This window comes from Lampropedia aestuarii, from assembly GCF_004803635.1.
Lineage (GTDB): Bacteria > Pseudomonadota > Gammaproteobacteria > Burkholderiales > Burkholderiaceae_C > Lampropedia > Lampropedia aestuarii.
In genome coordinates this window covers 1-13,044 of sequence record NZ_SSWX01000038.1, presented here as the reverse complement: position 1 = coordinate 13,044, position 13,044 = coordinate 1, and the positions used below count along the sequence as shown (strand labels likewise).

General features: G+C 57.8%; 13 protein-coding genes. 9 read left to right on the top strand and 4 right to left on the bottom strand.

Annotated elements, in window-relative coordinates:
- Positions 1 to 515: 515 nt before the first annotated feature.
- Positions 516 to 1,109: a hypothetical protein gene (locus E8K88_RS17495; RefSeq protein WP_136407963.1), complete on the bottom strand. Its 594-nt coding sequence runs from the start codon at positions 1,107 to 1,109 to the stop codon at positions 516 to 518.
- Positions 1,110 to 1,433: 324 nt separating this feature from the next.
- Between E8K88_RS17495 and E8K88_RS17490 the strand changes: the two genes are divergently transcribed.
- Entirely contained in the window at positions 1,434 to 1,658 is a 225-nt protein-coding gene (locus E8K88_RS17490; protein WP_136407962.1) for a hypothetical protein, read from the top strand.
- A gap of 233 nt (positions 1,659 to 1,891) precedes the next feature.
- Here the strand turns inward: E8K88_RS17490 and acmB are convergent, their stop codons facing one another.
- Positions 1,892 to 3,079: a methyl acetate hydrolase AcmB gene (gene acmB, locus E8K88_RS17485; RefSeq protein WP_136407961.1), complete on the bottom strand. Its 1,188-nt coding sequence runs from the start codon at positions 3,077 to 3,079 to the stop codon at positions 1,892 to 1,894.
- A gap of 261 nt (positions 3,080 to 3,340) precedes the next feature.
- On the opposite strand from acmB, the gene E8K88_RS17480 reads away from it, so the two are divergent.
- Complete coding sequence (locus tag E8K88_RS17480) at positions 3,341 to 4,363, top strand: AraC family transcriptional regulator (protein WP_136407960.1); 1,023 nt, start codon at positions 3,341 to 3,343, stop codon at positions 4,361 to 4,363.
- A gap of 18 nt (positions 4,364 to 4,381) precedes the next feature.
- Here the strand turns inward: E8K88_RS17480 and E8K88_RS17475 are convergent, their stop codons facing one another.
- On the bottom strand, positions 4,382 to 5,287 hold the full coding sequence (locus E8K88_RS17475) for a LysR family transcriptional regulator (protein ID WP_136407959.1): 906 nt from the start codon (positions 5,285 to 5,287) through the stop codon (positions 4,382 to 4,384).
- A 124-nt stretch (positions 5,288 to 5,411) separates the two neighbouring features.
- Here E8K88_RS17475 and E8K88_RS17470 point away from each other — a divergent pair, with 124 nt between their 5' ends.
- The 5 genes from E8K88_RS17470 to E8K88_RS17450 all read left to right on the top strand — a co-directional run bounded on the left by E8K88_RS17470 (position 5,412) and on the right by E8K88_RS17450 (position 9,423).
- Entirely contained in the window at positions 5,412 to 6,368 is a 957-nt protein-coding gene (locus tag E8K88_RS17470) for a hydroxymethylglutaryl-CoA lyase (RefSeq protein WP_136407958.1), read from the top strand.
- Between the two features lie 118 nt (positions 6,369 to 6,486).
- Positions 6,487 to 7,626: a CaiB/BaiF CoA transferase family protein gene (locus E8K88_RS17465; RefSeq protein ID WP_240754586.1), complete on the top strand. Its 1,140-nt coding sequence runs from the start codon at positions 6,487 to 6,489 to the stop codon at positions 7,624 to 7,626.
- A 93-nt stretch (positions 7,627 to 7,719) separates the two neighbouring features.
- Positions 7,720 to 8,712 (top strand): Bug family tripartite tricarboxylate transporter substrate binding protein, encoded by a 993-nt coding sequence (locus E8K88_RS17460; RefSeq protein ID WP_136407956.1) that lies wholly within the window; start codon positions 7,720 to 7,722, stop codon positions 8,710 to 8,712.
- A gap of 87 nt (positions 8,713 to 8,799) precedes the next feature.
- Positions 8,800 to 9,045 carry a gamma carbonic anhydrase family protein gene (locus E8K88_RS17455; RefSeq protein ID WP_240754585.1) on the top strand — a complete coding sequence of 82 codons (246 nt, stop codon included), beginning with the start codon at positions 8,800 to 8,802 and terminating at the stop codon, positions 9,043 to 9,045.
- Positions 9,046 to 9,198: 153 nt separating this feature from the next.
- Positions 9,199 to 9,423, top strand: a complete 225-nt coding sequence (locus tag E8K88_RS17450) for a hypothetical protein (RefSeq protein ID WP_136407955.1) — start codon at positions 9,199 to 9,201, stop codon at positions 9,421 to 9,423.
- Here E8K88_RS17450 and E8K88_RS17445 read toward each other — a convergent pair.
- Positions 9,420 to 10,337 carry a LysR family transcriptional regulator gene (locus E8K88_RS17445; protein WP_136407954.1) on the bottom strand — a complete coding sequence of 306 codons (918 nt, stop codon included), beginning with the start codon at positions 10,335 to 10,337 and terminating at the stop codon, positions 9,420 to 9,422. The genes E8K88_RS17450 and E8K88_RS17445 overlap by 4 nt on opposite strands.
- Positions 10,338 to 10,448: 111 nt before the next feature.
- Between E8K88_RS17445 and aptA the strand changes: the two genes are divergently transcribed.
- Together aptA and E8K88_RS17435 are read left to right on the top strand one after the other, a co-directional pair.
- Positions 10,449 to 11,795 (top strand): omega-aminotransferase AptA, encoded by a 1,347-nt coding sequence (gene aptA, locus E8K88_RS17440; RefSeq protein ID WP_136407953.1) that lies wholly within the window; start codon positions 10,449 to 10,451, stop codon positions 11,793 to 11,795.
- Positions 11,796 to 12,303: 508 nt separating this feature from the next.
- Positions 12,304 to 12,792: an Hcp family type VI secretion system effector gene (locus E8K88_RS17435; RefSeq protein WP_136407952.1), complete on the top strand. Its 489-nt coding sequence runs from the start codon at positions 12,304 to 12,306 to the stop codon at positions 12,790 to 12,792.
- The last annotated feature ends 252 nt before the right edge of the window (positions 12,793 to 13,044 follow it).

Genomic DNA, 13,044 nt, shown 5'->3' with positions numbered 1-13,044 from the left:
ACCTGTGCAGCTTTTTAGTGGGTCAATACAGGGAGTAAGAGGTTGAGGCCGGTAGTGATGCACACTGCCGGCCTCAGACCTTGGATGCCATCTGTTTTCTGTATGTCTGCTGCTGGTGCCGGTACTGGTGCTACTCACAGGCGCTCTCACGCTGCTGGACAGCTTGAGACTGCAAGAGCACTGCCAGGCAAAGCCGGCAAATCAACTGTTGCACCCTGCTGGGTTCGCAGCACAGCGGCAATCGCCGCTTCGACCACATCAGCAAAAGCCAAACTGCGAGCGCCTGGGCAGCAAATGCCGACTCGGGCCGCCGGCAGGCTGCAAATGGGCAGCTCGCTTGAAAATACCGGGGGGCCCACGCCAGCAAGCCAACCACTTATAGCAGGCTCTTAGGGCGGCTAACACGCCCTTGCCAACCGAAGGTTTGCGGTTGAGACCAGACGCAAAACTGCAGGCAGTTCCCGCGGTGCGACAAGGTTTTGCAACTACGTATCAAAGGGTGGTGTTAACCGCTCTTAACGCAGTCGATGAGGAATCGCCTCTTTTCCAGTGCAATACTGATACAGCCTGGTCAAGACTTCCTCGGCACCTTTTAACTCAGATACCGCATAGGTTGAAAAGCCATTGGAGAATCGGCTCCCGCCTTCGATTTTTTCAAAAATATCAGACTTTACAAATGAATCGAGCGCATGCCGAACCACGGCTGCAGCGGAATGCGCCTCATCGTAGATTTTAAAAAACTCATCATCAATGGCGGCTATGTCCAAAAAATATTTTCCAAATGTATTCAAATCGACTATATCCACCACGTAAGACCGGTCTAATTCACCATTTAAACCATATTCGGCAAAAATATACCTGCTAGAGCCAAACCGCTCAACAATCAGGGTTCGCGCATCAAATCTGGACAAATGGATATACTCAACCGCATAGGCTATCTTATCGATCGTCCATTTAATGAACTCGCATTCGCGCGCAATATATAGTTTCAGAGCCTCTTTTTTTCTTCTTTCAGCCCGCCTCCTCTTTAAATAATCAAACAACTCACGCGCCATAAACACGACCAGTGCCACTAGCGCCGTTGGCGGCAACCAATTATCGATGAACATCAAAACCTCAATCTGTTGATCTGCCGAGCAAACAATGCGGTCAATTGCAATACAACAGGCAATGGACGCAAAGCTGCACCTGCTCGATCACGATTTTAAAAATAATTGGATCTCAAAGCAAAAAGATGTGGTTTGCAACTGGTGCAAACTCAGCGCCGCAGCTGTATTGCTGTGCTTGCACCACGCAGATGGCCACCTGCAAGGCGCAAGGCACCTTCTAAGATGCCTGTTCATCATCCTAAACATACTGGGGCCAATCAAATGGCCAAGCATTGACCTCACGCCACTTTTTTGCGCTTGAGCAGTCTTTGCTATGCCTGCGTGGTGCTGCAAAAAGCCGCTAACAGCGGCCTTGATACGTCGTTGTTAGCCTTGCTGGTACCTGTTGTACCCATTGCGGTTTGCACCCAGTCTCAACCGCATACTTTTGTTTTGCTGCACGAGCTGGCAGCTTCAAGCCTGTTTCGCCAGGGGCTTAATCAAACGCTGCACAGCTGGCATATGCAGGTGCCGCAGGGGTGGGATCTGCTGCTGACGCTGTGGCCTTGAATGGCAGCGCCAGCAGCGGTGCAATGGCCGTGAATCGGCGCCTGCTGTAGAGGTCAACCCAGGCCACAGGGCGTGCTTGGGGTTCATTGCACAAACGCGTCAATAAATAGTTAGCAAGCCGTGTAGGCACAGGTTCACTGCGCCTGTGCACAACCACTGCCCGGTTGCAGCGCACCGCGCCCTGCATTCTTGCACGCGCCAGCACAGTCAGGCACTGGCTTGTGCACCGCAACTCAAGGCTGCAGGCTGCGGTACACGGCCGTCTCAAACTCAACAAAACCCGCATAGGACGAGGCATCCTGGAGCGGCAGGATCTGCGAGCCCCAATAACCACCAATGCCGTTCTTGCGATCAATCCAATAGAACAGGTTGGCCAACCCCGCCCACATCAATGAGCCCGCTGGCCGACCCGATGGTGTCTGCTCTTCATTCACCTGGAAGGTGTAGGCCCAGGTCTTTCTGACAGTAGGCGTGAACTCGCCGTCGTTGGACAGCGAAGGAATCGACGTGGTCCAACCGCCGCTAGCCATCCCTGCTGGCAAACCGTTACGTGACATCGCCTCCACGGTTTCTGGTCGCAACACACGGCCGTGCTCGCCAGCACCATCGTTGAGGATCATGCGGATAAACTTCATGTACTCGCCCACTGTCGCATACAGACCATGCCCGCCCATGTCCATCGGGGCGGGTTGCGGCAGCACCAGATCCGGCAAAGGCGTGAGTTTGCCGTCTTTGGCGCGGTCGTGTATCGTTGCGCGCCGCTGGCGCATCGCCTCGCTCATCTCAAAGCCAATGTCCACCATGCCCAGCGGCTGAAAAATGCGCTCTTGCATGACCTCGCCCAGGCGCTTGCCGCGCTGTTGTTCTACGACCTTGCCCAGCCAGTCGATGTTCACGCCATAAGTCCAGCGCTCACCTGGCTCATGCAGCAGCACCGTGCGGATCGAGTCAAAGGTGCACGAGACCACCGTCGGGATATTGCGCGCCGTGCGCAGTCGCAGATCGTCGTGGCTGAAAAATTCGTAGCTAAAACCTGCTGTATGAAGCATCAAATCACGCAGCGTGATGTCGCGCTTTGGGGCGCGGGTCTTGGGCTGGCCTGCAGCATCGAAGCCGTCGAGCACCTGGATATCAGCGATCTCGGGCACATAGCGTTTGGCCGGGTCGTCGAGGCTGAGCTTGCCCTCCTCCACCAACTGCATCACGGCCACGCCGGTCATGGCTTTGGTGGTTGAGAAAATCGCCATCACCGAATCCAGCGTCATTGGCTGGTCTTTGCCCAGCTCGCGAACTCCGGCAGCGCCCTCGTAGATATTGCCTGAGCGGTCAGTGGCCATGGCCACCACGCCAGGCGCACCGCCTGCAGCATTGACCGTGTTTTTCAAAATGCCATCGGCCCAGTGCTTGAGTTGCATGTTCATATTTGTCTCCTGTAGGCGTTTTTTGCATAGTCATTCTGGCCTGCGCCTTGCTCGTCCAGAACGCCTAAATTCTGGCATTGCAGCGGTTGTTTTTAACGCTAGAATTTCACCCAACGAGCATTAGTTGCCGCTTAAAGACAGCGGCCTGCCGTCTACAGACATTGTCCAAAAAAGCAACGCGCAAGAGCCGTCTGCACTTTCCTGCGCAGGCACCGCCAGGCACGTTGGTAAGACCTGTTGATGATCTTATAAGGTGGAGACATGGGGGCACTACAAAGCGCGTTGATCGTCGATGCCCGGGGCACACGCACCGAGGCACACCATGTGGTCAGCACCAGTGACTGGGATGAGATGCTGGGCTGGTCCAAGCGCATTTACATGCCCTATGAGGTCTCGCCAACCGGGCAGGCCCAGTCACCAGATGCACGCATGTATGCGTCTCAGATTGGCAGCAGCATCCTCAGCCGCTTTTCCTACAATATCCCGGTCCACGTCAAGAACTGGTCGCAGCAGGAAGACCTGGCGATCGTACTGACGACCATCCGAGGCAATGCACGGCATTGGATCGACTCCCGCAAACCGGCCGATACCGGCGTGGGTGAAGCCTTTCTGGTCGACACCAGCCGCACTGACTATTGGGTCGACTTCGATTCCCAGCATTTGCAAGTCAACGTCACAATGCCGCACCAGCTGCTGGCAGACCTGTACGAGCGCATGTATGGCCAGCCCCCCGATGCGCGGCTTTGGCAACAGAAAGTGCGTTTTGGCGGGCAAGGCTCGGGCTGGCTGGCCTTGATGGAGTATGCGTGCCGCTGTATGGCCGAGTTCCCGGCGCAAATGGCCACTGGCCCGCTTGGGCGGCATGTCGAAGAAGCAATAGGCATGCATTTGCTGATGCAGTGGACCCAGTCGCTCAACGGGGTCGCTGCGCTGGGTCCTCCGCCACAGCTAGCCCCAAAGCTGGTGCGCGATGCCGAAGACTATATTGCGCGCCATGCCCGCCAGGCACCAACGGTATCGGAGATCGCAGCAGCCGTTGGCGCCAGCGTGCGCTCGCTGTCAGGCGCGTTTCGCCGGTTTCGCGGCACCACGGTGCATATGTGCCTGCGTGAGACACGGCTGCAAGGCATCCGCCGTGACTTGCTCAGCGCAGGCCCCAGCGCCACGGTAGCCAGTATTGCGGCCCAATGGGGCTACTGCAGCATGGGAGTATTCTCGGCCAGTTATCGGCAACGTTTTGGCGAGCTTCCTTCGCAAACAATCAAGGCTTTTCGGTCCATCTGACTGGCCATGAACAGGCGTTTAGTCTGCCGCCAGATGGCGCACAAACGCCAACGCCGAGGGCGACAGTGCGGCCTCATCGCGGTAGCACAGCACAAACTGGCGCACCGCCCAGTCGTCGGTCAGTGGTATGTGCACCAGCTTTTGGTAAGCCGCTGCTTCGCCAAACAGCTCCATTGGCACCACACATATGGCCAATTGCGCAGAGACCACGCGCATCGCCGACTCGTAGCTGGACACCACCACTTTGCCACGCAAGCGCTTGCCGTGCGCCAGTGCAGTCTGCTCAAACAGGCGCTGGATGCTGCTGGTGCCGGGCAGGCCCACATGTTCCCACTCCAGCGTATCGGCGAACGCCACGGCTTGGGTCTTGGCCTGAGCCAATGGGTGCTCGCGGTGCACGACAACGCCCAAATGGTCGCAGCGGTATGGACGCGACTGCAGCTCGTGCAAGTCAACACGGCTCCACACAATGCCTACCGACGCGCTGCCCTCGCGCACGCCACTGATCACCGCCGGGCTTAAGCGCTCTTCAATGTCAATGCGGATATTGGCGTACTGTGGCATTTGCATAAAGGCCACGACATCATCAGCCAAGGCTTCAGCCATCACCGAGGCATTGGCCAGCACCCTGACCTGGCCACGCACACCCGAGCTATAGCCATGCATGGCGTCCTCCAGCCGCCTGGCAATCGACAGCATTTCCTGTGCATAGGCCAGCACCGTCTCCCCCGCCGCTGTGGGCCGCACACCGTAGCGGCGGCGCTCCAGCAAGGCGCTGCCTGCTTGCTGCTCCAGCTGGGCCATGCGTTTACTGACGGCCGAGTTGACCATGTGCTCTTGCTCGGCCACACGGGCAATATTGCCATGGTCACACACGGCAATGAACAAACGCAGGCTGGTCAAATCGTAATCTGGGCGGCGCATCGTGCAAATAATCCAAAGATTCCCAAAAGTGAATTTTAAAAAGAAATATTACCACTTCTTATTTTATTTAGGAATTCCTAAACTCCTGCCATACGTTCTACACAATTCACACCAGGAACTCCAGATGAAGACCTCAAACAGCGTTGTGGTGCGTGACACCACCTTGCGCGATGGTTTGCAAAACATTGCCCGCACGGTTCCTACAGCCAACAAACTGCAGTGGCTGCAAGCCTTGTACGACGCAGGCCTGCGCGAGATTGAAGTGGGTTCATTTGTGCCACCGCAGCGTCTGCCTCAATTGGCCGATACCGCGCAGATCGTGGCAGCAGCCAAGCAACTGCCGGGTTTACAGGTTTCGGTGCTGGTGCCCAACCTCAAAGGCGCGCTGGCTGCGATTGACAGCGGCGCCGACCTGATGGTTCTGCCCCTGTCTGCCAGCCATGCGCACAGCCTGGCCAATCTGCGCAAAACACCGGACCAGGCGGTCGAGGACATTGCCCGTATCCGTGAAGCCATTGATGCTGCAGGCTCGTCCTGCCAGCTGGAGGTGGGCATGAGCACGGCCTTTGGCTGCACACTGCAAGGTGCGGTCGAATCAGATGAGGTGCTGCGCCTGGTAGAGGCGGTCTTGCACGTAGGCGCAGACCACGTCAGCCTGGCCGACACCGTGGGTTATGCGAACCCCTTGCAAGTCAAACAGCTGTTTGAGCGCACATTCGCGATTGCCGGTGAGCGGCTGAGCTGCGCGCACTTCCATGACACACGCGGTTTGGGCCTGGCCAATGTGATGGCGGCGCTCGAGACCGGCATCCGCCGCTTTGATGTCTGCGTGGCCGGCATTGGCGGCTGCCCCCATGCGCCCGGTGCCAGCGGCAACGTCAACGCCGAAGACCTGGTGTTTTTGATGCACAGCATGGGCTTGGCCACCGGCGTTGCGCTGGACGGCTTACTGCAACTGCGCACGCACATCACCCAGGAACTGGCAGGCGAGAATTTCCAGGGTGCGATCTGGCGCGCTGGCTTGCCCAAAACCATGCTGCCCACCGATGCGACAGCCCCCCTTGCTGCGCTTGCTGACTGAGAGAAACACCATGTCCACTACTGCTTGTGATTCCCGTGCTGACCATTCTGCCAACGAGAACAGCGCCAACACGGCGACCCAGCCGCTCAAAGGCCTGCGCGTCATCGAATTCACCCACATGGTGATGGGCCCAACCTGCGGCATGGTGCTGGCGGATTTGGGTGCCGAAGTGATCAAGGTCGAACCCGTCAACGGCGACCGCACACGTTTTCTACTGGGCGCTGGCGCGGGGTTTTTTCCCATGTTCAACCGCAATAAGAAAAGCATCGCCCTGGATTTGCACAGCCCCCAAGGCGCGCAAATTGCCCGTGAGCTCTGCGCTACCGCCGATGTGGTGGCCGAGAACTTCAAGCCAGGCACGCTGGCCAAGTATGGGCTGGACTATGCGTCACTGTCAGCGCACAACAGCAAGCTGATATATGTCGCACACAAAGGCTTTTTGCCTGGCCCCTACGAACACCGCACGGCCTTGGACGAGGTCGTGCAAATGATGGGCGGCTTGGCCTACATGACGGGCCGCCCCGGCGACCCACTCAGAGCCGGCACCAGCGTCAATGACATCATGGGCGGCTTGTTTGGCGCCATTGGCGTGCTGGGCGCACTGGTGCAACGCGGCATCACCGGCAAAGGCATGGAGGTGCAAAGCGCGCTGTTTGAGAACAACGTTTTTCTGGTCGGCCAGCACATGATGCAGTACGCCGTCACAGGCCAGCCCGCTGCACCGATGCCAGCGCGCATTTCGGCATGGGCGGTCTATGATGTGTTTGATGTACGGGATGGTGAGCAAATCTTCCTGGCCGCGGTCAGCGACGCGCAGTGGCGCGTGTTTTGCAACGCGCTGGGCTTTGACGATCTGCTGGCTGACCCGCTACTGGCCACCAACAATGCGCGCGTGGAACAGCGTGAGTCCTTGCTGGCCACTTTGCGCACACGCCTGGCCCATCACAGCGCCGCGGAGCTGGCCCGAATCATGGAGCAAGCGGGCTTGCCGTATGCGCCAATCCGCAAACCCGAGGAATTGTTTGACGATGAACACTTGATCGCAACCGGGGGACTGGCCGATATCCGCTTGCCCGATGGCGCCAATGCCGATGCGGTTGTCAAAACCACCTTGCTGCCGTTTACGCTGGCTGGTGAGCGATTGGGCGTGCGCAGCCATCCACCTGCGATCAGTGAGCACGCCAACGACTTGCTGCAAGAGCTTGGCTATGGGCCAGCGGCCATCGCGTCGCTGCGCGCCGATGCCGTCATCGCTTAAAACGCTGCTGCACAGTGCGCGTTGCATGCGCAATGGCCACCATGCCAAGCCATGCGGCGCCAAGCCAGATTCCCAATAACACAGGAGACAGACATGCCCGCTCACCGATTCATCACCCGCCGCACGCTGGTGCAACGCAGCCTCGCTGGCGTTGCAGGGCTGTGGCTGGCCACGCATTTTCCGCAGGCCCAGGCCAACACCGCCGTGCGTTTTATTTTGCCATTGAGCGCAGGCTCAGGCGTGGACGCGATTGCCCGCTCAGCCAGTCAGGCCTTGAGCGAGGCGCTGGGCGGCAAAGCCGTTGTGGTCGACAACCAGCCCGGCGCGGGCGGCGTGATTGGCACGCAAGGCATTGTGCGCGCCGCTCCCGATGGGGCAACCTTGGGCTTTGTCTCCAACAACCATGTGATTTTCCCGTCGGTGGTCAAAAACCTGAGCTTTGATCCGGTCGCCGACATCACTCCGATCTCTATCGTCTGCACCTCGCCGCTGCTGCTGGTTGCCCGCGCCGACTTTCCTGCCAACAACCTGCAAGAGCTGCAAGCCCTGCTGAAAAAGTCGCCCGACACTTACAACTTCGGCTCGTCTGGCAATGGCACCATTTTGCATTTGGCCGCTGAGCAATTCCTGCAACTGACCGGCACGCAATCGACCCATGTGCCCTACCGTGGCACCGGCCCCCTGGTGGCCGACATGATTGGCGGCCAGGTTGACTGGGGCGTGATTGCCCTGCCTGCCATCCGTGGGCAACTGGAGGCCGGGCGTTTGAAGGTATTGGCCAGTTGTACGCCAGAGCCCATCGCCTCGTTCCCCAACATTCCTACTGCCATCCAGCAAGGCTATCCCGACTATGTCGTCGAAGGCTGGGTCGCCGTGGTTGGCCCCAAAGGCCTGTCGCAAGACACGGTCGATCAGATGTATACCGCGCTCAAGCACGCCTACCAACAGCCCAGCGTGATGGAGGCCATGGACAAGCAAGGCAATACCGTCACGCTGCACCCGCCGGCCTACACCCGAGAATACATTGCCAGTGAGCGTCAAAAATACGATGTGCTGGCCAAAAACGCAGGCCTTACACCGCAATAAGCGCTGCCAACACCACTTTTACCCCTGGCGCGCACGTGATTGGCGATGCTCGCCTGACCAGCCAAGTCGAGGGTCTGGTTCAACGCGATGATTCTGGCCGACAACGAAACCATGCACCTTGGCGCCAGAACCAATGTGCAAGACGGCGCCGTGCTGCATTCAAACCCCGGTTCTCCATTGCACATTGGGCAAGATGTGACCACCGGCCACCAGGCCATGCTGCATGGCTGCACGGTGGGCGACGGCGCTTTGACAAGCACTGGCGCGATTGTGCTCAACGCTGTGATGATTGGCAAAAACTGCCTGGTTGCAGCCGCTGTGATGGTCAAATAAGTGGCGGTGTTTGAAGACAACAGCCTGAGCGTTGGGGCGACTGCAGTGGCTAAATAACAGTTGACACCAGAGGCGATTGCAGATCTGCAAGGGAATGCCAAGCACTGCGCCACCAAGGGCGCGAATTACACCCGCATAGGCTGCAAGCGCAGCATGGTGGGCCGTACCCAGGCGCATGACGAGCGCATCAAAGCCTTGCAAGGCGATGCCAACCAGCTCGTGCCTGACCAAAACGCGGCTGTCTTGCAAGAGCAACTGCAACAAAACAGCACACGGACAATCAACGAAGGCTGCACGCTAGACATGCACACGCAAAAAGCCAGTGTGATCAATACCGAGTCGCAGGCCTCTTTCGGCGATGACAAGCCGATGTTTTAACGCTCGCCAGCCTGCGCTTCCAAGGCCGTCAAAAACAGCTCCAGCAGCTGGTTTTCGCGGCGCCCCTTGCGGGTGGCAATGGCCAATTGCACGCTGAAGTGCATACGTTCAGGCATCAAAACTGCCATCTGGCCCTTGTCCACCCAGGCAGCTGCGTAATGGCTGGGCAAAAAACCAATGTACTGGCCCGACAGAATCAAGAACGCAATGGCCTCGCGATTGCTGGCTGTTGCCGTGCAATGCAAGCCCTGGTGCAAAGCAGTGGCTTGCTGTGACATCGGGTAGTTGGGCGCGACCGTGGCAGCCGCCTGCAAATCGTGCTGGCTGGCTTGGCTTGCGTTTGCAAACAATGGGTGGCGCTCGCTGCAATACAGCAAGGACTGCTCGTCATACAAGGCCCGGTACTCCAGCCCCGACAAGCTCGCAATCCAAGGCAGCACGCCCACATGCATGCGGCCATCCATCAGGCCTAGCTCGATCTCACTGGGCGTGTTCATACTCAGGTTGATGCGCACCTCACTGCTTTGGCGGCTGATGAACTCCAACGCCGAGGTCACTTGCATACGCGGCTCGGTGACCAGGTTGTTGATCAAACCGACATTCAAATCACCGCGCAAACTGCGGTGCAATTGGTTGATCTCACCACGAAAATCCTCGACAGCAGCCAGCAAGGTTTCGGTCGCACGCAAAACCTCGCGGCCCTGGTCCGTGAGTGCAAAACCAGCGCGGCCGCGCTGGCACAAGCGCATACCCAGCCGCGCTTCCAGATCGCTCATATGCACACTAATGGCCGAAGGCGTGATGCCGAGCGCACTTTCCGCCCCGGCAAAACTACCCGCCTCAACCACGGTTTTGAACACCCGCAGCAGCCGGATGTCCAAGTCAGCCACCTGTTTGAGCGCTTGAGACCGCATAAATGAACAAATCAATAAGTGAACTTAATCAACATTGTATTTTACTAATCCAAATAACCCGCACAATGGCCCAATCTGCCGATCAACATCGAAGTATTTAGGAGATTTTGCATGCACCACCATGACAGCGCCGCCCATGCCACCTCGCCTGCGCTGAACCTGCAAGCGCATTGGATGCCATTCACCGCCAACCGCCAGTTCCACCGCGACCCGCGTTTGGTCACACGTGCGCAAGGCAATTACCTCTTCGACCAGGATGGCCGCCAGATTTTTGATGCCTTGTCCGGTCTTTGGTGCTGTGGTGCTGGCCACAACCGCCCAGAAATCCAAGCGGCAGTAGCACAGCAGCTGAACACGCTGGACTACGCGCCGGCTTTCCAATTCAGCCACCCCAATGCCTTTGTGCTGGCCGACAAGATTGCGCAGCTCACAGCTGGTGATCTGAACCATGTGTTCTTCACCAGCTCAGGCTCGGAATGCGCCGATACCGCCCTCAAGCTCGCGCGCGCCTACTGGCGCCTCAAAGGCCAAGCCTCCAAAACCAAGCTGATTGGCCGTGCGCGTGGCTACCACGGTGTCAATATCGGCGGCACCAGCGTAGGCGGCATTGGGGCCAACCGCAAAGTCTATGGCCAATTACTGGATGCCGACCACCTGCCACACACCTGGCAAGCCTCGGCCACCTTTAGCCGTGGCCAGGCTGAGCATGGCGGCGTAGAGCTGGCCAATGAATTGCTCAAACTGATCGAGCTGCACGACGCCAGCAATATCGCGGCCGTGATTGTGGAGCCCATGTCCGGCTCGGCCGGCGTGCTGGTGCCACCACAAGGTTATCTGCAGCGCCTGCGAGAGATCACCGAGCAGCACAATATCCTGCTGATATTTGATGAAGTCATCACCGGGTTTGGCCGCCTTGGAGCAAGCACCGGCGCAGCGTATTTTGGTGTCACGCCCGACATTGCCAACTTCGCCAAGCAAATCACCAATGGCGCGATTCCGTTGGGCGCGGTGGTGGCCAGCAGTGAAATCTACAACACCTTCATGCAGCAAAACACGCCTGAGCATCTGGTTGAGTTCACGCAGGGCTACACCTACTCCGCCCACCCGGTTGCTGTCGCTGCAGGCCTTGCCACGCTTGAATTACTCGAGCGCGAGGACCTGGTCTCCCAAGCAGCCGCGTTGGCACCACAATTGGAAGAGGCCATTCACGGCCTGCGCCAATGCAAGCATGTGATCGACATCCGCAACCTGGGCGCTGCCGGTGCGATACAGCTTGCACCCCGTGATGGCGACCCTGCGATTCGCCCATTCGAGGCCGGCTTGGCCCTGTGGCGCAAAGGCTTTTATGTGCGCTTTGGCGGCGACACCCTGCAGTTTGCACCGCCCTTCACGACCACGCGCGAGCAATTGCACAGTCTGTTCGATGCCGTCGGCGAAACCTTGAACGCCTTGGCTTAATACCTGGTCATCTAGGTCATTTGCGCCGAACCCTGATGGGGGCCAGCTTCGCTGGCCCATAGATTGTCTTCGCGGCTGGTCAGCAGCCCTTCATTGCCCGGCTTGGCACTGGCCGCAACACACGTGCCAACATCTTTACGCAAATCCATTGGACTGGTAGTGCGAGGCAGGCCATCAACAATCAGCCCGCCTTGAATGCAACCACGCCCGCTGCGGCGGCGCCCCACTGCGACGCACAGCCGCTGCCACAGCAACGGTATCTCCCCCCAAAAACCAGCAATAACAAAAAGGGAACCTCTCATAAGCCCTAAAACGCGAATTCATTGCCTGCAACTCATTGATTTAATTGATGCGAATTTTTCGGGATTGAGGTTTTGAGAGACTCCTAAAAAAACAAACATCAGCCAATCCACAACAGATTTCATTTGTTTGCATTTCCCCTATTGGTTCTTCCACCAATAAACGTTCCACTAGCAAGCTTGTTCATCAACAGCAGAGAGGGAATGTTATGGCATCGCTACAGGATTTCTTTATCAAAATTGACGGCATCAGCGGCGAGTCGAAAGACTCCAAGCATGCGGGCTGGATTGACGTATTGTCGTTCAGTTACGGCGTCTCGCAATCGAGCTCGAGCTTCACTGGCGGTGGCGCAGGCGTGGGCAAGGCCAACTTTGACGCACTGACCTTTGAACACTATGCCGACAAAGCCACCCCCAACCTGATGCAGTACTGCGCATCAGGCAAACACATCGGCGAAGTCAAGCTGGAAGCAGCCAAAGTCGGCGATGGCTCCCAGGTGTACTTCACCATCACCCTCTCTGACGCCATCATTACCCACGCCGGTCCTTCGGGCTCGACCGATGATGCACGCGTCAAAGAAACGGTAGGCATCTCCTACGCCAAGATCAAAGTAGAAGTCAAAGAACAAAACGCCAACGGTTCGTTGGGTGCAGCGACCACGGGTGGGTGGGACGTTAAACAAAACGTACAAGCCTAAGGATCGCTAGTGCGCCTGCCGACCTAGGTCGATGGCAGGCGTACAGCACCAAGCAATAAGCAGGGAAAGAGGGAGCATTCGCCATGAATCGTTTTTTAACTGCCCACACCCCTTTGGGTAATGCCTTATGGGCCTACCAGCTCCAAGGCCACGAAGCACTTAGCCAGCTCTACCAATTCACCGTGGGCTTTAAAAGCCAAGACGCCAACATCGATTGCCAGGCCCTCATCGGCGAAGTCGCCGCCATCGAGA

Excerpts from the sequence above, each read along its gene's own strand:
- E8K88_RS17455 (WP_240754585.1), top strand. The coding sequence starts at position 8,800 with ATGATTCTGGCCGACAACGAAACCATGCACCTTGGCGCCAGAACCAAT.
- E8K88_RS17480 (WP_136407960.1), top strand. The coding sequence starts at position 3,341 with ATGGGGGCACTACAAAGCGCGTTGATCGTCGATGCCCGGGGCACACGC.
- E8K88_RS17470 (WP_136407958.1), top strand. The coding sequence starts at position 5,412 with ATGAAGACCTCAAACAGCGTTGTGGTGCGTGACACCACCTTGCGCGAT.
- E8K88_RS17460 (WP_136407956.1), top strand. The coding sequence starts at position 7,720 with ATGCCCGCTCACCGATTCATCACCCGCCGCACGCTGGTGCAACGCAGC.
- aptA (WP_136407953.1), top strand. The coding sequence starts at position 10,449 with ATGCACCACCATGACAGCGCCGCCCATGCCACCTCGCCTGCGCTGAAC.
- E8K88_RS17465 (WP_240754586.1), top strand. The coding sequence starts at position 6,487 with ATGGTGATGGGCCCAACCTGCGGCATGGTGCTGGCGGATTTGGGTGCC.
- E8K88_RS17495 (WP_136407963.1), bottom strand. The coding sequence starts at position 1,109 with ATGTTCATCGATAATTGGTTGCCGCCAACGGCGCTAGTGGCACTGGTC.
- E8K88_RS17445 (WP_136407954.1), bottom strand. The coding sequence starts at position 10,337 with ATGCGGTCTCAAGCGCTCAAACAGGTGGCTGACTTGGACATCCGGCTG.
- acmB (WP_136407961.1), bottom strand. The coding sequence starts at position 3,079 with ATGAACATGCAACTCAAGCACTGGGCCGATGGCATTTTGAAAAACACG.
- E8K88_RS17435 (WP_136407952.1), top strand. The coding sequence starts at position 12,304 with ATGGCATCGCTACAGGATTTCTTTATCAAAATTGACGGCATCAGCGGC.
- E8K88_RS17475 (WP_136407959.1), bottom strand. The coding sequence starts at position 5,287 with ATGCGCCGCCCAGATTACGATTTGACCAGCCTGCGTTTGTTCATTGCC.
- E8K88_RS17450 (WP_136407955.1), top strand. The coding sequence starts at position 9,199 with ATGGTGGGCCGTACCCAGGCGCATGACGAGCGCATCAAAGCCTTGCAA.